This is a genomic window from Pseudoalteromonas sp. T1lg10, assembly GCF_002964545.1.
Taxonomy (GTDB): Bacteria; Pseudomonadota; Gammaproteobacteria; order Enterobacterales; family Alteromonadaceae; genus Pseudoalteromonas.
The window spans coordinates 429,491-450,731 of the sequence record NZ_PQBV01000037.1 but is presented as its reverse complement, the minus strand read 5'-3'; the positions used below and the strand labels follow the sequence as shown (position 1 = coordinate 450,731).

The 21,241-nt window shown below is 48.2% G+C and carries 17 protein-coding genes and 4 tRNA genes; 14 read left to right on the top strand and 7 right to left on the bottom strand.

Going from position 1 to position 21,241, the window contains the following annotated elements; genetic code table 11:
• The first annotated feature begins 368 nt into the window (after positions 1-368).
• From C2M17_RS10890 to C2M17_RS10875, 4 genes are all read left to right on the top strand, one after another.
• Complete coding sequence (locus C2M17_RS10890; RefSeq protein WP_105200781.1) at positions 369-605, top strand: OadG family transporter subunit; 237 nt, start codon at positions 369-371, stop codon at positions 603-605.
• A gap of 15 nt (positions 606-620) precedes the next feature.
• Positions 621-2,417: a sodium-extruding oxaloacetate decarboxylase subunit alpha gene (oadA, locus tag C2M17_RS10885; protein ID WP_105200780.1), complete on the top strand. Its 1,797-nt coding sequence runs from the start codon at positions 621-623 to the stop codon at positions 2,415-2,417.
• 8 nt (positions 2,418-2,425) lie between these two features.
• Complete coding sequence (locus C2M17_RS10880) at positions 2,426-3,556, top strand: sodium ion-translocating decarboxylase subunit beta (protein ID WP_105200779.1); 1,131 nt, start codon at positions 2,426-2,428, stop codon at positions 3,554-3,556.
• A gap of 419 nt (positions 3,557-3,975) precedes the next feature.
• Positions 3,976-4,155, top strand: a complete 180-nt coding sequence (locus C2M17_RS10875) for a hypothetical protein (protein WP_105200778.1) — start codon at positions 3,976-3,978, stop codon at positions 4,153-4,155.
• A gap of 59 nt (positions 4,156-4,214) precedes the next feature.
• On the opposite strand, the gene C2M17_RS10870 is transcribed toward C2M17_RS10875, so the two are convergent.
• The gene (locus tag C2M17_RS10870; protein ID WP_105200777.1) at positions 4,215-5,534 is read right to left on the bottom strand and encodes a peptidoglycan DD-metalloendopeptidase family protein; all 1,320 of its coding nucleotides are present in this window, start codon (positions 5,532-5,534) and stop codon (positions 4,215-4,217) included.
• A gap of 150 nt (positions 5,535-5,684) precedes the next feature.
• On the opposite strand from C2M17_RS10870, the gene tyrS reads away from it, so the two are divergent.
• On the top strand, positions 5,685-6,887 hold the full coding sequence (gene tyrS / locus C2M17_RS10865) for a tyrosine--tRNA ligase (RefSeq protein ID WP_105200776.1): 1,203 nt from the start codon (positions 5,685-5,687) through the stop codon (positions 6,885-6,887).
• 203 nt (positions 6,888-7,090) lie between these two features.
• Here the strand turns inward: tyrS and mtnN are convergent, their stop codons facing one another.
• Complete coding sequence (gene mtnN / locus C2M17_RS10860) at positions 7,091-7,798, bottom strand: 5'-methylthioadenosine/S-adenosylhomocysteine nucleosidase (RefSeq protein ID WP_105200775.1); 708 nt, start codon at positions 7,796-7,798, stop codon at positions 7,091-7,093.
• Positions 7,799-8,142: 344 nt separating this feature from the next.
• On the bottom strand, positions 8,143-9,066 hold the full coding sequence (folE2, locus tag C2M17_RS10855; RefSeq protein ID WP_105200774.1) for a GTP cyclohydrolase FolE2: 924 nt from the start codon (positions 9,064-9,066) through the stop codon (positions 8,143-8,145).
• Between the two features lie 252 nt (positions 9,067-9,318).
• Between folE2 and C2M17_RS10850 the strand changes: the two genes are divergently transcribed.
• Both C2M17_RS10850 and arcB read left to right on the top strand, forming a co-directional pair.
• On the top strand, positions 9,319-11,082 hold the full coding sequence (locus C2M17_RS10850) for a hypothetical protein (protein ID WP_105200773.1): 1,764 nt from the start codon (positions 9,319-9,321) through the stop codon (positions 11,080-11,082).
• Positions 11,083-11,124: 42 nt separating this feature from the next.
• Positions 11,125-13,461 carry an aerobic respiration two-component sensor histidine kinase ArcB gene (gene arcB, locus C2M17_RS10845; protein ID WP_105200772.1) on the top strand — a complete coding sequence of 779 codons (2,337 nt, stop codon included), beginning with the start codon at positions 11,125-11,127 and terminating at the stop codon, positions 13,459-13,461.
• On the opposite strand, the gene arcA is transcribed toward arcB, so the two are convergent.
• A complete protein-coding gene (gene arcA / locus C2M17_RS10840; protein ID WP_105200771.1) occupies positions 13,458-14,174 on the bottom strand; it encodes a two-component system response regulator ArcA in 717 nt (238 codons plus the stop codon). The two genes, arcB and arcA, sit on opposite strands and share 4 nt — an antisense overlap.
• Positions 14,175-14,712: 538 nt before the next feature.
• On the opposite strand from arcA, the gene C2M17_RS10835 reads away from it, so the two are divergent.
• On the top strand, positions 14,713-15,174 hold the full coding sequence (locus C2M17_RS10835; protein WP_105200770.1) for a DUF3293 domain-containing protein: 462 nt from the start codon (positions 14,713-14,715) through the stop codon (positions 15,172-15,174).
• Here C2M17_RS10835 and C2M17_RS10830 read toward each other — a convergent pair.
• Both C2M17_RS10830 and trmB read right to left on the bottom strand, forming a co-directional pair.
• Entirely contained in the window at positions 15,171-16,217 is a 1,047-nt protein-coding gene (locus C2M17_RS10830) for a methyltransferase (protein WP_105200769.1), read from the bottom strand. The genes C2M17_RS10835 and C2M17_RS10830 overlap by 4 nt on opposite strands.
• 1 nt (position 16,218) lies before the next feature.
• Positions 16,219-16,944: a tRNA (guanosine(46)-N7)-methyltransferase TrmB gene (gene trmB, locus C2M17_RS10825; RefSeq protein ID WP_105200768.1), complete on the bottom strand. Its 726-nt coding sequence runs from the start codon at positions 16,942-16,944 to the stop codon at positions 16,219-16,221.
• A gap of 150 nt (positions 16,945-17,094) precedes the next feature.
• Here trmB and mutY point away from each other — a divergent pair, with 150 nt between their 5' ends.
• From mutY to C2M17_RS10795, 6 genes are all read left to right on the top strand, one after another.
• The gene (gene mutY, locus C2M17_RS10820; RefSeq protein WP_105200864.1) at positions 17,095-18,162 is read left to right on the top strand and encodes an A/G-specific adenine glycosylase; all 1,068 of its coding nucleotides are present in this window, start codon (positions 17,095-17,097) and stop codon (positions 18,160-18,162) included.
• 42 nt (positions 18,163-18,204) lie between these two features.
• Positions 18,205-18,477: an oxidative damage protection protein gene (locus C2M17_RS10815; RefSeq protein WP_105200767.1), complete on the top strand. Its 273-nt coding sequence runs from the start codon at positions 18,205-18,207 to the stop codon at positions 18,475-18,477.
• A gap of 117 nt (positions 18,478-18,594) precedes the next feature.
• Positions 18,595-18,670 (top strand) — tRNA-Phe (locus C2M17_RS10810).
• Between the two features lie 46 nt (positions 18,671-18,716).
• Positions 18,717-18,792: transfer RNA gene (locus tag C2M17_RS10805), tRNA-Thr, on the top strand.
• A gap of 133 nt (positions 18,793-18,925) precedes the next feature.
• Positions 18,926-19,001 (top strand) — tRNA-Phe (locus tag C2M17_RS10800).
• A gap of 158 nt (positions 19,002-19,159) precedes the next feature.
• Positions 19,160-19,235: transfer RNA gene (locus tag C2M17_RS10795), tRNA-Phe, on the top strand.
• Positions 19,236-19,751: 516 nt separating this feature from the next.
• On the opposite strand, the gene C2M17_RS10790 is transcribed toward C2M17_RS10795, so the two are convergent.
• Positions 19,752-21,104, bottom strand: a complete 1,353-nt coding sequence (locus C2M17_RS10790; protein ID WP_105200766.1) for a M28 family metallopeptidase — start codon at positions 21,102-21,104, stop codon at positions 19,752-19,754.
• Between the last annotated feature and the right edge of the window lie 137 nt (positions 21,105-21,241).

Sequence of the window (21,241 nt, the reverse complement as noted above, 5' to 3'; positions counted from 1 at the left end):
TTAGCGCAATAAAGCTTAGACGCTGAAAGTCAATAATGCCAAGGGCTTTAGCCATATTGGTGCAAAATACTTGTTTCAAATTATTTTGGTCTTACCAATTTCTTTTTCTGGTAGGGTATCTTGCCCTGCCAAATCAGCTCTTCCCAGTAACCACTATTAATAATGGTTATATCCAATATTTTAATCGCATATATTCGGATTTAACCTGAGTTATCTCTCTAAGTGGCTAGTTTTAAAGCTAATTAATAGCCTTAGAGTAAACTCAAATATTGGTAATACCAATTTACATTGTGTAGACAATTTACTTTTATTTGATATGGTGTTGATTGTACGTTTACCAAAATTAACAGAAATGCACTGGAGTGAGGATGAAGATTGCAGCACTGATGCTTGAAGCAGCGGGATTAATGGCCACTGGGATGCTGGTGGTTTTTATGTTTTTGCTGCTGCTGATTGGCGCCTTAAAGCTGATGTCGCACTTTCTGCAAGAAGATGAGTCGACTGGGGCGCAGTTATCGACAAGCAGAGGGCCAGTCACAGAGGGCATACCTAAAGCCCATATCGCAGCCATTGCCGCAGCGGTTCACCAGTATAGAAAGCAATAATAATAGGGGCACAGAATGTCAAAATTACATTTAACAGAGCTGGTATTACGAGATGCGCACCAGTCTTTACTGGCAACGCGTATGCGCTTGGACGATATGTTGCCCATAGCCGCCAAGCTGGATCAGGTAGGATACTGGTCCGTTGAATCATGGGGCGGCGCCACCTTTGATGCATGTATTCGTTATTTGGGTGAAGATCCTTGGCTGCGCATTCGCGAGCTTAAAAAGGCGATGCCAAATACTAAGCAGCAAATGCTGCTGCGCGGACAAAACTTGCTGGGTTATCGCCACTATGGCGATGATGTAGTGACCAAGTTTGTAGAGCGTGCACACGCCAATGGCGTCGATGTGTTTCGTATTTTTGATGCCATGAATGATGTGCGCAACCTGGAAACGGCCATTAAGGCCGCGGTTAATGTGGGCGCTCATGCCCAGGGCACGATTTCCTATACGGTATCGCCGGTACATACCTTGGATATGTGGTTAACCCAGGCCAAACAACTTGAAGACATGGGTTGTCATTCCATCTGCATTAAGGATATGGCGGGATTATTAAAGCCCTATGATGCCCATGAGTTGATCACCGGATTAAAACAAACCGTGTCCTTGCCTATCGCCATGCAATGTCATGCCACTACGGGCTTAAGCACTGCCACCTATCAAAAGGCCATAGATGCGGGTATTGATATGCTCGATACCGCAGTTTCCAGTATGAGCCAAACCTATGGCCACAGTGCCACCGAAACCATGGTTGCGATAGTTGAAGATACGCCAAGAGATACGGGCTTAGACTTGGGGCTGTTAGAAGAAATTGCAGCCTATTTTCGCGATGTGCGTAAAAAATACGCCCAGTTTGAGGGCAGCCTAAAGGGCGTGGATGGCCGCATTCTTTTGGCTCAGGTACCTGGTGGCATGCTGACCAATATGGAAAACCAGCTCAAAGAGCAGGGCGCCGCGGATCGCCTCGATGAGGTACTCAAAGAGATCCCTCAGGTACGTAAAGATCTTGGCTACTTACCGCTTGTTACGCCAACTTCGCAAATTGTCGGTACGCAGGCGGTGTTAAATGTACTCACAGGTGAGCGTTATAAGTCCATCACCAAGGAAACCGCCGGGGTATTGAAAGGTGAATACGGCGCTACGCCGGCACCGGTGGATAGCCTGCTGCAACAGCAGGTACTTAACGGTGCTGAGGCTATTAGCTGTCGCCCCGCCGACTTAATCGATGCGGAGCTGGATAAACTGACCGCTGAGCTGGACGAACATGCGAAAACGCAGCAGTTGCAGCTTGCCGATGAAGTTATAGACGATGTGCTGACCTACGCCTTATTCCCGCAAATTGGTCTGAAGTTCTTGGCGAACCGTAATAATCCTGATGCATTTGAGCCAGTACCTACCGGTGAGATAAACCAAGACGTGGTCGCGCCTGCGGTTTCTCCCCATGCTAAAGCGCCTGCACAAGGCGGGCCTGAGCGCTACAGCATTAGTGTTGATGGCAAGGTTTATGATGTTGTTGTGGCCCCGGGCGGTGAGCTGGAAAGTGTTCGCGCCATCGCAGGTGAGGGTGAAAATCCGCCACAAAGTGCGGTAATAAGCAGTGGCGAAACCCTAAATGCACCACTGACAGGCAATATCTTCAAGGTGCTGGTTAAGCCGGGACAACAGGTTAATGAAGGTGATGTGGTTATCATCATGGAAGCGATGAAGATGGAAACCGAAGTGCGCGCTTTACATGGCGGTAAAGTGGCAGAAGTACTGGTGCGCGAAGGCGACTCGGTAAGCACAGGCGATGCGCTTATCGCGCTGGCCTAGGAGGAGCTATGGAAGCAGTCGTTAATCTTTGGCAGGCCACGGGCATAGCCAACTTTTCCGCCGGCCAGTTGATCATGATAGCTGTGGGCTGTTTACTCTTGTATTTGGCGATAGCCCGCAACTTTGAGCCCTTGCTTTTGGTGCCCATAGGCTTTGGTGCGTTACTGACCAACATCCCTGTGGCCGGTATGGCCGACCCTAACGGTATTCTCTATTACGTTTATCATGTAGGTATAGATACCGGGATATTTCCCTTGTTGATCTTTATGGGTGTGGGGGCACTGACCGATTTTAGTGCCCTGATAGCCAACCCGCGCATGTTGCTCCTGGGGGCGGCGGCACAATTTGGTATCTTCGCCACCTTGTTTGGCGCCATAGCCCTGAACTATGTGCCCGGCTTTGAATTTACTCTTAAAGATGCCTCGGCTATCGCCATTATAGGTGGTGCAGATGGCCCTACGGCGATATTCCTGGCTTCAAAATTGGCCCCGGATTTACTCGGCGCCATTGCCGTTGCAGCCTATTCCTATATGGCCCTGGTGCCCATTATTCAGCCGCCTATTATGCGGGCGCTAACATCGGAGCAGGAGCGAAAAATTGAAATGCCGCAACTGCGGGCTGTGTCGAAGAAGGAAAAAATCATCTTCCCGCTTATGGTGCTGGCGCTTACCGCCATGTTCCTGCCGGCAGCGGCGCCCTTGGTCGGGATGTTTTGTTTGGGCAACCTGATGCGTGAAAGTGGAGTGGTGGACCGTCTCAGCGGCACGGCGCAAAACGAGCTGATCAATATCACTACCATCTTTTTGGGTCTGGGCGTGGGCTCTAAACTGGCGGCGGATAAGTTTTTAACCGTGGAAACCCTGGGCATATTGGCGCTCGGAGCCTTGGCATTTTCCATCGGCACCGCCTCTGGGGTGTATATGGCCAAGGCATTAAATCGCTTTTCGAAAACGCCTATTAACCCCTTGGTTGGCGCTGCGGGAGTGTCTGCTGTGCCCATGGCAGCGCGGGTGGTTAACAAGGTGGGGCTTGAAAATAACCCACATAACTTCTTATTGATGCACGCCATGGGTCCCAATGTCGCCGGGGTGCTTGGTAGTGCGGTGGCCGCGGGTATCTTGCTTGCCCTGGTAGGCTAAAATCGGTTAATTGGCTCTTCCTAGCCATTGCGCACCTTGGTTGTGAACTCACTAAGGTGCGCTTTTTTATGCCTTGTAGGTCGGGCTTTCAGCCATGGTTGTAGGTCGGGCTTTCAGCCCGACAAAAGATAACCCCCAGCCTCATTGTCGACGCAAAGCATCGACCTACAGGTAAAGCATTAACCCTGGAGCGGCCTTTGCCATCTTGTAGGTGGGCTTTGCCGCCATGGATGGCGGTACTAGAGTAACGCAGGAGCAGTTACCTAGCAGCCCGACAAAAGATAAAACCCTGCCTCATTGTCGACGTAAAGCATCGACCTACAGGTAAAGCCTCACCCACAACACTAACCTCAGACAATCAAGACGCTAATATGCTTGGTATGTTATAAGGGAAGTATTGAATTAAGGAGTAGATAAGCATGAATGCGATTTTGATTATCCTCGCTTTGTTTGTAGCCTTGGCCATCGCCGTGCCTTTATTGGAGCGCTATCAGCAGCAAATGGGGCTCAATAAAATGGTGCGGTTTCGTAAATACATCATCCCCTTGGTAGCAATTAGCCTGATCCTGCAGCTGTTGTACTTGGTGTTTAATCGCTAGCTAGTTCGCAGGCATAAAAAAAGCACCCTGAGGTGCTTTTTTTATTCGTATCACAATACTTATTTGCTGTTCATGGCCAGCTGAATTTCGCGCTCACGCTCCAATTGCGCCAACAAGGTATCGGCAATTGGTTTGAACTTGGCTAGCTCACTAGCCGGTAGCGGCTCTGACTTAGGCAGCTTAACGGTTTTCGGATTACGGTGAACACCGTTAACCAGGAACTCATAGTGCAGGTGTGCGCCGGTAACGCGACCTGTAGCCCCAACCGTACCAATTAATTGACCCTGTTTAACCTTTTCACCTTGCTTAACCTTACGCTTATGCAGGTGCAGGTACTTAGTAACATAGGTATTACCGTGCTGGATAAAGACATAGTTACCGTTAAAGCGGTTATAGCCAGCCTTGAGTACGCGACCATTACCCGCGGCAACCACAGGCGTGCCGGTCTTAGCTGCGTAATCTATGCCGCGGTGCGGTTTAACCGTTTTCGTTACCGGGTGAAGGCGACGAGGGTTAAAGCTTGAGCTGATATATTTAAAGTTAACCGGGGCACGTAAGAAGGCCTTTTTCATACTGCGGCCTTGCGGTGTATAGAAGTTACCATCGCTGTGCAGCACGGCGGCATAACGCTCGCCTTGGTTAATAAATTCGGCTGCAAGGATCTTGCCTGTGCCAATATATTCACCATCCACATGGTGAGTTTCATAAATCAAACTGAATTGATCGTCTTTGCGCAGGTCGTTGGCAAAGTCCACATCCCAACCAAAAATGGTAGCAAAATTCATAATTTGTTTTTCGCTTAGACCGGCGCTGATCCCCGCGGTCCAAAAGCTACCGTTAATCGAGCCCGAGGCCGATTTGGTCAGGGTCTCAATTTCTTTGGAGTCGATGGCGGTATCGTAACTGCCTTCGTTGTTTAATGTTACGAACAGGGTATCTGTTTTGCTAAGCACGTATTTTAACTGCTGCAATTCGCCTTGCTCATTTTTTGCAAAGCTAAGCACTTCACCGGGATGAATCTTGGTTAGTTTTTTGGTTTCTTCGTTGGTATTAACGAGTTTGTGCAGAGTTTGTGCGGAAAAGCCGGCGCGCTTAAAGATAACAGCCAGGCTGTCACCATTTTTTACTTCAAAGTCTTGGTGTTCGTAGCTAGGCAGGGTAAGGGCTTCTTCGGCGGAATTAAGCTCGGCAATTTTTTCTTCATCTTCCAGCTTAACTTGTAGCTCGTAGCGTTTGCCTACCTCTAGTGGTTTAGCATCGTTATCCTTTGAAGCCGTAGCTCGTTCCGTAGGTATAAGCATCAAGGTAACAATAGTCACCAAGAAGCCCACAATGAGCATTTTGTGTTTATTGGGGAGCTTGTGTACCACGCTTACCATAACCTACCTTTTTTGCCATAAAGGAAATAAAACTAACCAATGGCTGAGCATATATCTAATATTGGCAAAATACCAGGGTTTTGTGCATTTAAACCGGCGCCAAAGTGCGCTAGAATCGCGCGGTTAGCACATATTTTATCGGAGAAATAAATGACAGACTTGCAGACGGCACTGGCAGAAATTAAACGCGGTGCTGAGGAAATTTTACTCGAAGACGAGTTGGCAGAACGACTTAAGTCAGGGAAAAAACTAAGAATTAAGGCTGGTTTTGATCCTACGGCGCCGGATCTTCATCTTGGCCATACGGTGCTTATCAACAAGATGAAAACCTTCCAGGACTTAGGCCATGAAGTAATCTTTTTGATCGGTGATTTTACCGGCATGATAGGTGATCCAACGGGTAAAAATGTGACCCGTAAACCTTTAACCCGTGAAGATGTGTTAGCTAACGCCGAAACCTATAAAGAGCAAGTCTTTAAAATCCTGGACCCTGAGAAAACCACCATTGCCTTTAACTCACAGTGGATGGAAAACTTAGGTACAGCGGGAATGATCAAACTCGCGGCCAAACAGACCGTAGCACGTATGCTTGAGCGTGATGACTTTAAAAAACGCTATGCTAATGGTCAGGCGATTGCTATTCATGAGTTTTTATATCCTTTGGTGCAAGGATGGGATTCGGTAGCACTTGAAGCCGATGTTGAGCTAGGTGGTACCGATCAGCGCTTTAACCTGCTGATGGGCCGCGAGCTACAAAAAGACGAAGGTCAAAAGCCGCAAACCGTGCTAATGATGCCATTGCTGGAAGGTACAGATGGCGTCCAAAAAATGTCGAAATCTTTGGGTAACTATATAGGTATCACAGACTCGCCTGAGGATATGTTCGGCAAAATAATGTCTATCTCCGATGATCTAATGTGGCGTTATTACGAGTTATTAAGTGCTTTGAGCCTGGAGCAAGTCGAGGCATTAAAGGTGGATGTTGCCAATGGCACCAACCCTCGTGATATCAAGATTGCCCTGGCCAAGGAAATTATCACTCGTTTCCACGATGAGCAGGCGGCGCAGCAGGCTCATGATGATTTCACCCAGCGTTTTTCTAAAAATGCTTTGCCTGATGATATCGAAGAGCAGACGTTGGACTGTGCTGATGCCGAAATGATGATCACGGCCTTGCTTAAAGATGCGAATTTGGTTGCCAGTACATCTGAAGCCATCCGCATGATCAAACAAGGTGCGGTAAAAATCGACGGTGAAACCAAGGTTGATGACAGCAAGCTGATGATAGCCAAAGGTACAACCGCGGTATACCAGGTTGGTAAACGTCGCTTTGCCAAGGTTACTCTGGCCTAATAAAAAGCCGTAGTGCTAAAAATAACTAAGCCACCTTCAGGGTGGCTTTTTTTATGCCATGTTTTAGGCGAGCAATTAATTGACTAAAAGCGAGCCGCTGCAGGGTAAATGTGTGGTGCGGGGGCAGTGGCGGCCATCGCGCAAGGCGACAGCTGCCAATAACTGCAATTACTCAGGTGATTGCTAAACGCCGCCAACGGCATTTATAGGCTAACGTTGGAAAGCTTGGTTAGCATGGCCATTACCATGGCCGATGAGTTCTTTGATGCTACCTCAAGGTAGGCCTCAAATGAGTCTGGAGATTCTTTACCGGCAATATCTGACAGCGAGCGGATCACTACAAAAGGAGTGTTAAGTAGGTGACAGGCCTGAGCAATGGCCGCACCTTCCATTTCTACCGCCAGCATGGTGGGGAATTGCGCTCGGGTTTGCTCGATACGGGCCGGATCACACATAAAAGAATCACCGGTACAAACCAGACCAACCAAAGACTGACACTGCGCCAGCTCGGCAATAGATTGCTCCGCTACCTTTACCAGCTCAGGATGAGAAGTATAAGCGGCTGGCATTTGTGGCACTTGGCCGAATTCATAACCAAAAGCGGTTACATCCACGTCATGGTGGCGCAACTCATTGGCAATGGCGACATCGCCTACCGCCAGACGTTGATCAAAGCCACCGGCAGAGCCCGTGTTGATTACACAATCCGGGTGGAATTGTTCAACTAAAATAGTGGTAGCAACGGCCGAGGCAACCTTACCGATACCCGATTGCACCAAGGTCACTTCCTGGTCGTTTAATTGCCCGTGATAGAAGGTGAAGCCACCTTGCTCGAGAACCTCAACGTTACTCATTTGCTCACGTAAAATTGCAATTTCCGGCTCCATAGCGCCGATAATACCTACTTTCATAGCATCTCTAATTTATTGGCAAAAACAGCCCTTAGTATATCAAAGGCTGTATCGATATGGCATTAAATCTCCGCCACCTGGGTCGAGGTGATAATGACAGGGCCTTGCATTTTTGCCTTGGCTTGTGGCGATGACAGCACAGCAGGAGGCCGATTTATGGCTGGTTCAGCTTATGCTGAGCTTAAGTAAAATAGCGCTGCACAGGGACTTAAGTCGAGAATTGAGAAGGGAGTGAATTTCATGAGTTACTCCAGAGCGAATATTGACATATACGCTCTGGGAGCAATAAGCCTGCTCGAACTGCTAGGAGCTTGAGCCTTGCTGAGTGATTTGTTATCCAGCCTCTAAGGCTGATAACCACCGGCAATGCCTTTAGTAGCAATGGCTACGGCATCATGGGCGTGCAGCGACTCATAGTGGTTAATACGCAACCAGAAGTCTTGTACATCGGCGTCTTGATTCAGGGTCGATTTGATCTTGCGCGCCGCATCCTCACAGAACATCAGGTTTTCACCGTTAAGGCGAGCAAATTCCTGCTCGTCTTCACGTTTTACCGCGGTTTGCACTGGAGTTTTCAGGGTGTTTTCTATGGCGTCGATCAGGGCCAGGAAGTTGAATGCTGAAACCTGGCTAGCCAAGCGCACCTTCACCTCGGCGACCGAGCGCTGAGAATGCGGAGTAGCACTGATCCCTTCACTGCTGCCAAGCCAGGCATGCACATCGGCGAAGCTTAGTTCTTTGGCATCGAAATCGCGCACAAAGTTGGCCTGAATCAGCTGTCGCGCCAGGGCTGCTGAGCAGGGGCAGGTTGACGAATAGGTCACCTTAATGCCGACTTCAAACTCCAGTTTGCCTTCATTGATGCGTGCATCTATGGCGATAGGGTAAAACTTCCAGCCGCTGTTATCGCTTAACAGGGCCGGGCGACGAAGTGGTAAGTCAAAGGCTAGGCTGATACGCGCCTGTGAACTGATATCACAGTGCGAGCTGATAAACTTATCCAGTGTAGCCTTAATATTTAGCGGCGTTACCGCTGGGGCGCTGGAGAGTTCATCAAGTGCTAAAAACAAGCGCGACATATGAATGCCTTTGGCATTTTTGTCGATCAGGTTAACAAAAGCCTGGGCTTTGGCGTTTACGACCACGGGCGCAAGGCCGTCGGATTCGACCAGCAGCGGCAGCTCAATATCACTCATCCCCACCCATTCTAGTGTTTCTTGAACGGGAGCTGAACTCGTGTTAGCAATATCTGGCATGGCGTTGTGCATGGCCTTCCTCATAGGTAATACTGAAAAGCCCGATATTCTACCTGAAAATTAGCAAATGTGGAGTTTACTGGCGCCATAACTAGCAGCAGATGCAAAAGCGTATCTCTTGTTAATATTAAAGGTGTAACTATTCCCATACACTGCAAACATTGTTAATATTCTGTATTGCTGTACACCTGCTTTTAACCCGTAACTTGCAAAATAATAATAATGACCAGTCCCATGAAATCATTTCTATTAAGAGTTGCCTCAATGGCAATACTAGGTAGCTCTAGCGTTAGCGCTCAAGCGGCACCCCAGTTATTGCTAATGGCCGATGATCTACAAGTGTGCTCCAGTGAGCGATTGCAATATTGTAATAGCGAATCTCGCGAGCGCTTGAATAAGAACAGCTATAAACAACAGCCGGTTTTCAAGATCACCGATGAAGGCCTGGAGCGTATTGTTAATATGGCCTGGACCGAACAGTCGAATATTCGTAATCAGGCTGTGGAAATCTTAACCAAGGCACGACAACATTTTGCCGATGACGTCTTTAGCCAACAAGAATTCGAACGTTACCTGCGTCGCAGCGACTTTAAGTTGAGCAACAGCGAGACAACGGCACGAGAGTTTTGGTTTAACTTGTTTGGTTTTGAGCAGCAAAACTTTTTTGACCTGCTAGAGCAAAAACAGGGGAATAGTAAGCGCCGCTTAAAGCCTCAGGTTGATATTAACGGTACTCGCGATTGGGTCACCAAGGACGCTTTTGCGACACTCTTTAGTGCGGCACAAAGTATTGCCGAAGCCAAACGTAAGCCGCGTATCGCCTTTGTAACAGGCGGTAGCCGCGACCCGTATCGCGATGTTGAGTATTATCAGACCCTGTTTGAACAACTGGGTTTTGAAGCGCACTGGCTGGCCATAGACGGCGCAATGCAAGCCCTGAATAATACTAATGATTCGGCGCAATGCGCTAACCTGGCCGAGTATCAGGTGTCGCGATTGGCAAGTTTCCGTCGTGATGTTTTGTACCCGCAGCTATATCAAAAGCAGCAAAAGCTATGTCGCGACCCAGAGCAACTTTATGATCTGCTGCGTCGTTCCGATGCGTTATTTATCGCCGACTCCAGTCCCTTGCTGCTGTACCACGCGTTTTATAAAAATGCCAACCAGCCCAGCGAGCTGCTGAAGAAGATCCAAGAAATGACGGCGAAAGGCCAGTTGCTGGTAGCTGCGCAAGGCGAGTCGGTTAACGCCATGGTGGGTGGTAGCAATAATGCCACTATTCTTTCTGGTGAAGGCGTACAGGTCTTAACGGAACAGCCAATTATTTATGGCAATGGTTTTGAAGCCTGTCGCTTAGGCGTTGACTGTATTTCCGTAACCAATAACCGTGAGCTTAGCTATCTTCAGTCTGGGGTGTTAGATCTTTTCCCATGGGGCACCCTGGATACGCAAGTGGCCCGTCACGGTAAACAGCCACGTTTAATTAAGGCTGGCGTGCAAAACTCAAGCTCAATGATCTTTGGTCTTGATAGTAATAGTTACGCCACTGTTGAGCGTGTTGTCGACGGCGATACGGACGATATTGAGGTGCAGGTATTTGGTGAAGGTGGCCTTTGGTTAGGCGACTTGCGTCAAAGTCAGGACTCAATGTCCGGGGCTATGCAATATGGTCCTTTTGACAGTTATTTCCTAACCCATGAGGACAAGATCAGCATGCGTGGTGGCGTGGTTAATGTTGAACTGGCCTCTTGGAAACAAGCGGTGAACACCACCAGTGCCGGTCCGCTAGTGAATACATCGACACCCTTTAGCCGTGCCAACTATCATAAACTGGGGCAAATGCAGTGTAATACCGGGGCGGCCACCGCCGGCGGTAGCAGTGATATAGACAGCCAAAGTTATGAGCTGATCTTAAACGCCAGCGGCGCCAGCAATATGCGTAAAGGGGTGTTGGTTAAAGGCGGAAAACGCATGGGCGTGTGCTCATTCGCAAGAATCTCAACGCAGATACTGCCAAAGGCACTCTAAGTTGATTACAATAGAGGGGTTTGTAGCAAAACCCCTTTTTTTATGATTGACTCTTCCCTGAGCCCCTGGGTTCGTGTTTTAACAAATCTCCTTATACGCTTCGGGACTTGGTATGCCGGCGCCATAGTCTATGGCGTGTTCATTGTTGCCGCACTGATCTTCAGCGCCATGTATTATTATGTCGCTACCGGCGAAATCATGTTGCTGGATGTTTTGGCCGTGGTATTTTTTACCGCCGTGGCAGCACCCTTAGTGATCATGGTGGTGCTGCAATCCATCACGCAATTACAAGACTCGCAAAAATACTTAGAGACGGCGACCAAGCAAGAAAAGCTGCTCAACCAATCATTAAAAGACAATATTCGCCTCCTGAACACAGAGATCGATGAGCGGAAAATGGCCCTTAATGCCAAATATCGTGCAATTGATGAACTGCGTCGGGAAATTGCCGAGCGCAAGAAAACCCAGGTCGAGTTGGCGCAGCAGGGCATGTTGCTACGCTCCATAGTCGACTCCTCTCCCGACCTTTTCTATTACCGTGACCGCCAAGGTGTGTTTGCTGGCTGCAACAAGATGTTTGAAAAGGTGATGGACCGTAGTTCTGATCAGCTTATCGGCATGAAGGCCGAAGATATCTATCCAGCACAATTATTACCGGCGGTGCTTAAAACCGATCGTCAGGTCGAGTCCTCGCACGAGGCCGTGACCGTGGATGTGCAATATCCGGTGGATGGCGAACAGAGGTGGTTTGAGATGCGCAAGCTGCCGTTTATCAATGATAAGGGTGAATATATAGGCCTATTGGCTTTCGGTCGTGATATCACCAGTCGTAAAGAAGCCGAGCAGGCCCTTGAAACAGCCTTTAAGGACAAGGGTAAATTTATTGCTACCTTGTCCCATGAACTACGCACTCCACTCAATGGCATAGTGGGTTTAACCCGTATGCTGCTTGATACCGAGCTCAGTAAACAACAGCGCAGCTGGTGTAATACGGTCTTTTCCAGCGCCGAGACTTTGGGCAATATTTTCAACGATATTATTGACCTGGATAAAATCGACCGGGAGCAACTGGATATAGTGACCGAGCCGGTCAGTGTCGCCGACTTTATCAATGATGTGGTTAACTTTGGTGCCTTAATTGCCGCGCAAAAAGAGCTGTCATTCGATATAGAGCGCGTGGGTGAACTCCATGTATATGCGCAAATTGACCCGACGCGTTTGCGCCAGGTGCTTTGGAACCTGATTAATAACGCCGTTAAGTTTACCACCGAGGGCGGGGTTGCCTTGAGCTGTGAACATCAGCAACAGGGCGATAATCATAGCCTGATCCTGACCGTGCGCGACTCAGGCATTGGCATTCCCGATGACCAGCTTAGCCATATTTTTGATATGTATTACAAGGCTCCGGATGCCAGCGGCGCTAATGCCATAGGTTCGGGGATTGGCCTGGCGGTGACCAAGGCTCTGGTGAGTGCCATGGGTGGTGATATTCAGGTGAACTCATGCCCAGGCGAGGGCAGCAGCTTTACCGTGAGTATTCCTTTGCAATTGACTTCTGCTCCGGTAGTCGAGAGCTATGAGTGTAAGAGCCTTAATATCCTGCTGGTTGAAGACGTGCCGCTCAACGCCGAAATCGCTACTAACCTGCTGGAGCAGCGCGGCCATGAGGTGATCTGGGCGGAAACCGGTGAAGATGCGCTGGCCTTTGTGGAAACCGAGGATGATCTCGACCTGGTGTTGCTGGATATGCAGTTACCTGATATCAACGGCGATGTGGTGGCCAGGGAAATTCGCGAACAAAGCGAGTTCGACCATCTTCCCATAGTGGTGCTCACCGCCAATGTGCGCAGTGCCGAAGAAGAGCTGCGCGGCATTAATATACAAGGTGCACTGGCCAAGCCCATCAACACCACCAAGCTCGACAATATGCTTTCACAGCTGTTTGGGATAGGCGAGGGATGCATGCAACAGGTAGCGGCTGAGCGTTTGGTGCATCAGCAAACTCTAGCGCCAACACTTAAGCTTGATGAGCGTTTGCTCGACCAGGAAATTATCAGTGAGTTTATAGACTCCATGGGAGTTACGGCGTTTTCACGCAGTGTTGCCCTGTTTGCCAAGCTTGCTCCCGGCTATCAGCAAGAACTGCTTGTTAGCGTGGCTGACGACGTTGAAGAGTATAAATCCGTGGCCCATAAGATTAAGGGTGCGGCTGGCTCTGTGGGTCTAAAGGCGGTGCAGTTGCAGGCCAAGAAGATGGAAAACCAGTGTCTTGAGGTTGAGCTGGAGTTGCGCCAAAGCTGGCTGGATGAGTTAGACGGGCAAATAAAAGAAGGGCTCGAGGCCCTTCAGTCATTCTTATCTAGTTTGGCAGATGATTAGTTATCAATCTTGCCGATGAAGCGGTAGCCTTCACCATGAATCGTGCTGATAAGCTCAGGTGTGCCGCTGTCGCTTTCGAAGTGCTTACGAATTCGGCGAATGGTTACATCCACGGTACGGTCATTGGCACGTAATTCACGGCCAGTCATATGCTTAATTAACTGTTCACGGCTAAAAATACGACCCGGTGAATCAAGCATCAGACGTAGGGCACGGTATTCACCCTTAGGTAGGCGCTTAGATTCGCCTGCAGGTGAAGTAAGGCAGCGACTGTTTTCGTCCAGCTCCCAACCGTTAAAGTTTACAACGCCATCTGAATCTAGCGCCGGATCGTCCTTGCTCGCCGCGGTGCGAGAAATAAGGTTACGGGCGCGAATGGTTAACTCGCGAGGATTGAATGGCTTGGTAATATAGTCATCAGCGCCAATTTCTAAGCCTAGAATACGGTCGACATCGTTGTCACGACCGGTCAAGAAAATAAGGCCAACATTACGCTTCTGGCGTAACTCGCGCGCGAGGATCAGGCCGTTTTTACCTGGTAAGTTGATATCCATAACAACCAGGTTAATATCGTCATTGGTGGTGAGTTTGTCATGCATATCATCACCATCAATGGCTTCAATCACTTTGTAGCCTTCAGCTTCAAATAAGCTAACGAGGTTTAGACGAGTAACATCTTCATCCTCAACGATCAGAATGACTGGCGTTTGCATTGTTTATTAACCTTTTCGGAATAAAATATTTACATAAAGACGGAAAATAGGAACTTTCCGAATACTTGCGATTATAGGAGTATATCTAAATGTTAACAAGTAAAAACAATTTGGATAAAATTTAGACTTACTCAAGATTCTAGCTGAATATTTACACTAATTTTTCAGCCGACCTTCGTTGTTGACATACAATCGAATTTGCTCACTCATTATTCACCAAGCTAAGGCTTTGGTATGAGTGAGAAACTCAAAATCGACCTTTAATAAATAATAAATTCAAGGGTGAATTTTGAGCCAAGGAGATAGTATATCATTCTCTTTTTTACCTTCAAAGCATGGGATGGCTGTTATGTGAAAAAGTTCCTTCGTTTTTATACTTTTAGGTGTTTTTTTACGTTTGATAACGCTTTTTTACGTATTTTCCGACTTTTGTTGCGTTTAGTTAAACAAAAAAACACCCATGCTGCCCCCGTGTGATCATTATCAATAAGATGATTAAGTTGTAAGCAAGAGAATGAGTGAGGAGAGAAGTACCCTTATGTTCAAAACAGGTGTTAAAGACATTGCTCCGGCATCACTTGATGTCTACCTTGATGCTTATACGCAGGCCTATTTTGTTTTTGCCCAGCGCTTGCCCAAAGCGACAAGTGGCTGTGTAATTACCGCCTGTAATCCCTATGGGCGGCAAGTAGGAATACGTAAAAACCGTCATCAACTGGGTTTGTTGATTGATGCTGTTAGGCATCATGGTTATAGCCTGGGCTTTGGTGGCGACAAGCGCATGCAATATCGTGAGGCCAGTGTATTTGTACGCTGCAATCCCAAATTGGGGTGGGGTTATTTGCGGCGCTTTCAGCAAAATGGTGTGTATCTAGTGCGTCGAGGAGTGTTGTATTTATTGTTGGCGGATGGCCGGGAGCTTAAGTTAGGTTGTACGCTAGCAAGTAGAATACGAAAACGCCCTGGTTTGCCGCGGCTAAACAGGGCGCAAGTACTTTAGCGGTTTTGATACACGGCAAAACGTTTGGTTTTTGCCAAGGTACCATGATGCTTAAAGTGCGTTTGCAGTTGCTCTGGGTAAGCCAGGAAACTATTGGCCACCAGGGTTAGCTCGCCACCTCGGTTTAAATGATCCTTGGCGGCGGCAAAGAAGCGTTCGGTGATCTTATAATCGGTTTTTAAGCCGGTATGGAACGGTGGGTTGCTAATGATCAGATCAAAGCGCTTATCCACTTCACTTAAGCCGTCACTCAGTAACACTGCACCATCTACATCATTAGCGGCAAAGGTTTGCGCCGTGGCATAGCCAGCCAGGGCGTTAACGTCGAGCCCGGTAACCTTGACCTTAGGGTTTCGCTTGGCACAGAAGCTGGCAATAATGCCGGCGCCGCAGCCAAAGTCCAGTAAGCTTTTGGCTTTTGGATAAGCGGGTAGGCTATCTAGCAGCAGGGCGGTGCCGTCGTCCAATTGCCCATGGTTAAACACCCCAGGCAGGCTGACGACCTTGCACTCTATGCTTTGCCCGGCGATATCTCGGGTTAGCGTAAAGGTTTTATGGTAACGGCTAATATCAAACTCGGTTAACAGAGCGATATCCGTGTATTGATACAACTGGCAATGCTTGGCCGAGTCAAGCTTATGACCTTGAGCCAGATCTTTGAGCTGTTTCTCGATAGACTTAACGCCACCTTTTTTCTCGCCTACGACTAAAAGTCTGGCATCAGCATTGATGCTGGCACGAATATTATCCAGTGTCATCAGGGCTTCGGCCTTGGCCTTAGGGTAGTAGTAGATCACCAGATCAAACTTTTGCTCCGGCAACTGATGAGACACTAAAGTAGTGACATTGGCGCCGCTTAGTTGGTTTTTTGCAAACTGACCGTCGGCAAAATTGTAACTAAACAGGCAAATATTTGCGTGCGGGTTCAGGGCTCGCAATTGGTGAGCGAAACCATCGCAGTTAAAGTTAACCACTAGAATTGAGTCGGCGCTCAATAGCTCATCACTGCGCAGCAACAGCTGCGATGGATTACTCAACTGCATCTTATTTCACGCGCTCGAACATAAGATCCCATACTCCGTGACCAAGACGGTGACCGCGTTGTTCAAACTTGGTAAGGGGACGCGAGTCTGGGCGCGGCATATAGTCATTGGTAGGCGACTGGTTAGCGTAGTTTTCGCTTGCCTGCATTACTTCAAGCATGTGCTCGGCGTAATTTTCCCAGTCGGTGGCCATATGGAAAACACCACCGATTTTTAATTTGCTGCGTAGGCTCTCGACAAACTCAGGCTGTACTATGCGACGCTTATGGTGACGCTTTTTATGCCAAGGATCCGGGAAGAACAGCTGTACCTTGGCCAGTGAACCATCGGCGATACAATCTGCCAGCACTTCTACGGCATCGTGTTCGAATACGCGCAGGTTAGTAACTTCCTGGGCATCGGCATCCATTAAACAAGCACCCACGCCAGGGCGGTGTACTTCAATGCCGATAAAGTTGCTGTTTGGGTCGTTCTTGGCCATTTCGACCAATGATTTACCCATGCCAAAACCGATTTCCAGCACAACTGGGTTGTCGTTGCCAAATACCTTGGTGAAATCAAGTAGGCCGTTTTTATGCTCTAGGCCCATGCTTGGCCAACACTTTTCTAATGATGCTGCCTGACCTTTGGTTAAGCGGCCTTCACGTTTTACAAAGCTGCGCACCTTGCGAATGTATTTGCCTTCGCGCTCGGCTTGCGCAAGAGCCTCTTGTGTTGATTCACTCATGATAGTGACAGTCCTAATGAAAATGGGTGCGTATTATCCCCACTTGCGTGCTTAAGTACAAGTCGGTGGCTATTGATATTTATCGACACAATTATAGACTGGGCGCAATTTAAAAAAGCAAAGAGTAATGTAGTGGAATTATCTCAAGAAATGCGAACCTGGTTCGCCGAGCAGATTGTCGATTGGTACGACTTATGTGGGCGTAAAACCTTGCCTTGGCAATTAGCAAAAACGCCTTATAAGGTTTGGGTTTCGGAGATCATGCTACAACAAACCCAGGTAGCCACAGTGATCCCCTACTTTAATCGCTTTATGGCACGCTTTGCCACAATAGAGCAGCTGGCTGCGGCCGATGAGGACGAGGTGCTTCATCATTGGACCGGGCTGGGTTATTACGCCCGAGCTCGTAATCTGCATAAAACCGCTAAGCTGATTTGTGCTGAGCATAAGGGTGAGTTTCCTAAAACCCTGGAGCAGGTGATGGCACTGCCAGGGATTGGTCGCTCCACCGCCGGCGCCATTTTAAGCTTATCGCGCGGGGAGCATCATCCCATTTTGGACGGTAACGTTAAACGTGTGTTGGCTCGCTGCTTTATGGTTGAGGGCTGGTATGGGGTTAAAAAGGTTGAAAATCAGCTGTGGCAGCTTAGTGAACAGCTGACTCCTAAAGATGGTGTTACTCAGTTTAATCAGGCCATGATGGATTTGGGCTCAAGTCTCTGCTCTCGCAGCAAGTTTGATTGCGAACCCTGCCCGCTTAAAAGCCGCTGCCTGGCGTTTACACATAATAAGGTAGGTGAATTTCCTCACTCTAAGCCGAAAAAACAGGTACCGAAGAAGAGCTGTACCATGCTTATTCCCGTTATCAATGGGCAGACCTATATGGAGAAAAGGCCCAATAGCGGGATTTGGGGCGGACTGCATTGCTTTTTAGAATTTGCCGATAAGGATCAGGCGCAGCAATATGTGGCACAGCAAGGGTGGCAAGGCAGAGCCCATGAACTTGAGTCATTTACCCATATATTTTCCCATTTTCAGCTGAATATTAATCCTATGGTAGTGCAATTGGATAAGGTACCGGCAGCCCTGGCCGATGGTGGTCTTCTGGATTATGACCTGGAGGATGAACCTCAGGTTGGTCTCGCAGCCCCGACCAAGAAGTTGCTGAAGCAACTAAAGCGTCACTTGGCAGATGCGAGTACTAGTGCATTAGGGTAAACTAACAGACAAATATAAGCAGATGCGTAGGTGAGGATTAATATGGCACGCACAGTATTTTGCCAAAAATTGCAAAAAGAAGCTCCAGGACTGGATTATCAGTTATACCCAGGCGAAGTGGGCGAGAAAATCTTTAATAATATTTCCAAAGAGGCCTGGTCTCAGTGGCAGCAAAAGCAAACCATGCTGATCAACGAGAAGCACCTTAATATGATGGAGCCTGAGCATCGTACTTTCCTTGAGGAGCAGATGGTGGGCTTCCTTTTCGAGGGTAAAGAAGTCGAAATCGAAGGTTACAGACCTCCTGAAAAATAAGCGATTTGCTGGGATTTTCGGCAAAAAATCCCAGTTTGCATGAATTGTGTGCAAACGAATTGTTTATTTTAAAAAATGGTTGACTTGATACCCTAAAAACCGTTTAATACGCCGCACGCCCAGATAGCTCAGTCGGTAGAGCAGGGGATTGAAAATCCCCGTGTCGGTGGTTCGATTCCGCCTCTGGGCACCATTATTTGGTGTTTTTGATTTAATCGAGAATACGCACACTTTTGTGTGCCTGCTTAGCTCAGTTGGTAGAGCAACTGACTTGTAATCAGTAGGTCGCCAGTTCGACTCCGGCAGCAGGCACCATTTATATTTGCCCAGATAGCTCAGTTGGGCGAAACGAAACCGAAGCACAGCTTCGCAGTTCGTTGAGGTGGAGTCAGGATGACGACAGGACCTCGCTTCATGGATGAATTTAGAGCACAAGAAACTAATTCTTGCCCAGATAGCTCAGTCGGTAGAGCAGGGGATTGAAAATCCCCGTGTCGGTGGTTCGATTCCGCCTCTGGGCACCATTATTAAATGTGGTGCTAAACAGCACCATTTTTATTGCCCAGATAGCTCAGTTGGGCGAAACGAAACCGAAGCAAAGCTTCGCAGTTCGTTGAGGTGGAGTCAGGATGACGACAGGACCTCGCTTCATGGATGAATTAGAAGCAGAGCAAAGTATTTTGCCCAGATAGCTCAGTCGGTAGAGCAGGGGATTGAAAATCCCCGTGTCGGTGGTTCGATTCCGCCTCTGGGCACCAATAATAAACAAACCCTGATCAGCAATGGTCGGGGTTTTTTATTGCCTGAAATTTAGTGGCTCAGGCGCAATCTCACGCTTTTTATTGTCGGTGGTTCGATGGTGAACTACCTCCCTGTAGTTCACCGCTTATCCAAGGCTAAGCGGCCAGCCGCCGCTGGCTAAAATTGTTCCTGACAATTTTATCCGCCTCTGGGCACCACTAATAAACAAACCCTGATCAGCAATGGTCGGGGTTTTTTATTGCCTATCGTTTAGTGGCCCAGGCGTAATCTCACGCTCTTTATTGTCGGTGGTTCGATTGTGAACTACCTCCCTGTAGTTCACCGCTTATCCAAGGCTAAGCGGCCAGCCGCCGCTGTCTAAAATTGTTCCGGACAATTTTATCCGCCTCTGGGCACCACTAATAAACAAACCCTGATCAGCAATGGTCGGGGTTTTTTATTGCCTGAAATAACCTTACGGATATAAAAAAGGCGGCCCTTAGGCCGCCTTATAACTAATTAGCTAATTAAGATCAGTAAATTTTACCTTCGGCGTCATCCTTTAACGGGGCTACGCGTGAGGGCGTGGCTTTCGCGCTTACCAGCGGCTCGCTTGCCATGGCCAATAAGGTTACCGACTTATAAATAGATTCAAAATCCAGGTTAGCCAGCTCGTCTTTCGGTGTATGGTAGTGGTCGTTATTGGCCATATCCGTTGAACTAAAGCTATGTGCGGGTACGCCCATGCCCGCTAATGAGGCATTATCGGAGCGGTAAAATAAATTCAGCTTAGGATAGGGGTTGGCCTGAATATGATTTTCTTCGGGCAGGCTTTGGTTTAACAGGGCTTGTAAGTCAGACTTGTCAGCTCCCGTCATCCACAGCTTACCGCTGCCAAATGGAGAGGGTTTACCGATCATTTCGATGTTGATCATGGCGGCAATCGCATCCGGGTTTTGCGTCTTTGCAAAGTGTTTTGAGCCGATCAAACCCATCTCTTCCGCGGTGAAGGCGGCAAACATCAGGGTGCGCTCATTATCACCAAGGTGGGCATAATGCTGCGCCAGATTCAACATGGCGCCCGTGCCAGAGGCGTTGTCGTTGGCACCGTTATAAATGGTATCCTGCTCTTCGCTCGCTTCTTGCTGATGGTCATGTTGATCGCCTTTGCTTTCGCCCAGGTGATCATAGTGAGCGCTAAAAAGTACCATGTCGGTGTCTTTGCGCTTACCGGGTAACACGCCAACAACATTGGTTAGTTGCTGCGTCTTAACCTCATTGACTACTTTAACGTCCAGATCTTTTACTTCACCCTGATGGTCTAGCACCAAGACCATGGCACCTTGGTCTTTAAGCTCCAGCTTGGTCAGGCCATTATTAAAATAGTTCTGATAACGGCTGAAGACTTCTTCGTGAGCTTTATCAATAAGAACCAGGTGATTACCACCTTGTTGGTTTAATTTGCGCAGTTGTTCACGAAGGTCAGCGTCGGCGGAGATATGAGTGATAATCAGCTCATGAGTTTGTTGCCAAGAAAAGCCGGCAGACTGAGATACAGTAGCGACTCGTTCTGCTGCGATTAGCTGGCCATCTAGCGCGACCGATACGGACTTGGGAATCACGGAGTGCAGATTGAATTGCTGTTTAAAACTTTGGGTACCCGGCATGGGTTGCAAACCTATGCTGGTAAAACGCTCGACTATGTAGTCGGCGGCAACGTCAATTTCCTTAGAGAAGCTTTTGCGGCCTTTGAGGTCGTCGCTGGCCAGGTAGCTGATATCCTGCTGCAGCTGTGCTCGTTCAAAATACAGAGCATTATTGGTTGAACTACAAGCGGTTAGTGTTGCCGCGGCAATTAGACTAAGTAGCGGGAGCTTAGTTTTCATTTTTGATTCCCATAAAATTACGTAAAAATAACAAGCACAGCACGCCTAGGCACTCCTTGCTCGGATTTCAGTGTAATAAAAAAGCAATAATGAAAAAAGCTCAGTGGTCGATATCGCCCAAGGGGATAGTAAAGCAT

Coding starts and splice junctions, on each gene's coding strand:
- C2M17_RS10890 (WP_105200781.1), top strand. CDS start 369: ATGAAGATTGCAGCACTGATGCTTGAAGCAGCGGGATTAATGGCCACT.
- oadA (WP_105200780.1), top strand. CDS start 621: ATGTCAAAATTACATTTAACAGAGCTGGTATTACGAGATGCGCACCAG.
- C2M17_RS10880 (WP_105200779.1), top strand. CDS start 2,426: ATGGAAGCAGTCGTTAATCTTTGGCAGGCCACGGGCATAGCCAACTTT.
- C2M17_RS10875 (WP_105200778.1), top strand. CDS start 3,976: ATGAATGCGATTTTGATTATCCTCGCTTTGTTTGTAGCCTTGGCCATC.
- C2M17_RS10870 (WP_105200777.1), bottom strand. CDS start 5,534: ATGGTAAGCGTGGTACACAAGCTCCCCAATAAACACAAAATGCTCATT.
- tyrS (WP_105200776.1), top strand. CDS start 5,685: ATGACAGACTTGCAGACGGCACTGGCAGAAATTAAACGCGGTGCTGAG.
- mtnN (WP_105200775.1), bottom strand. CDS start 7,798: ATGAAAGTAGGTATTATCGGCGCTATGGAGCCGGAAATTGCAATTTTA.
- folE2 (WP_105200774.1), bottom strand. CDS start 9,066: ATGCACAACGCCATGCCAGATATTGCTAACACGAGTTCAGCTCCCGTT.
- C2M17_RS10850 (WP_105200773.1), top strand. CDS start 9,319: ATGGCAATACTAGGTAGCTCTAGCGTTAGCGCTCAAGCGGCACCCCAG.
- arcB (WP_105200772.1), top strand. CDS start 11,125: ATGATTGACTCTTCCCTGAGCCCCTGGGTTCGTGTTTTAACAAATCTC.
- arcA (WP_105200771.1), bottom strand. CDS start 14,174: ATGCAAACGCCAGTCATTCTGATCGTTGAGGATGAAGATGTTACTCGT.
- C2M17_RS10835 (WP_105200770.1), top strand. CDS start 14,713: ATGTTCAAAACAGGTGTTAAAGACATTGCTCCGGCATCACTTGATGTC.
- C2M17_RS10830 (WP_105200769.1), bottom strand. CDS start 16,217: ATGCAGTTGAGTAATCCATCGCAGCTGTTGCTGCGCAGTGATGAGCTA.
- trmB (WP_105200768.1), bottom strand. CDS start 16,944: ATGAGTGAATCAACACAAGAGGCTCTTGCGCAAGCCGAGCGCGAAGGC.
- mutY (WP_105200864.1), top strand. CDS start 17,095: ATGCGAACCTGGTTCGCCGAGCAGATTGTCGATTGGTACGACTTATGT.
- C2M17_RS10815 (WP_105200767.1), top strand. CDS start 18,205: ATGGCACGCACAGTATTTTGCCAAAAATTGCAAAAAGAAGCTCCAGGA.
- C2M17_RS10790 (WP_105200766.1), bottom strand. CDS start 21,104: ATGAAAACTAAGCTCCCGCTACTTAGTCTAATTGCCGCGGCAACACTA.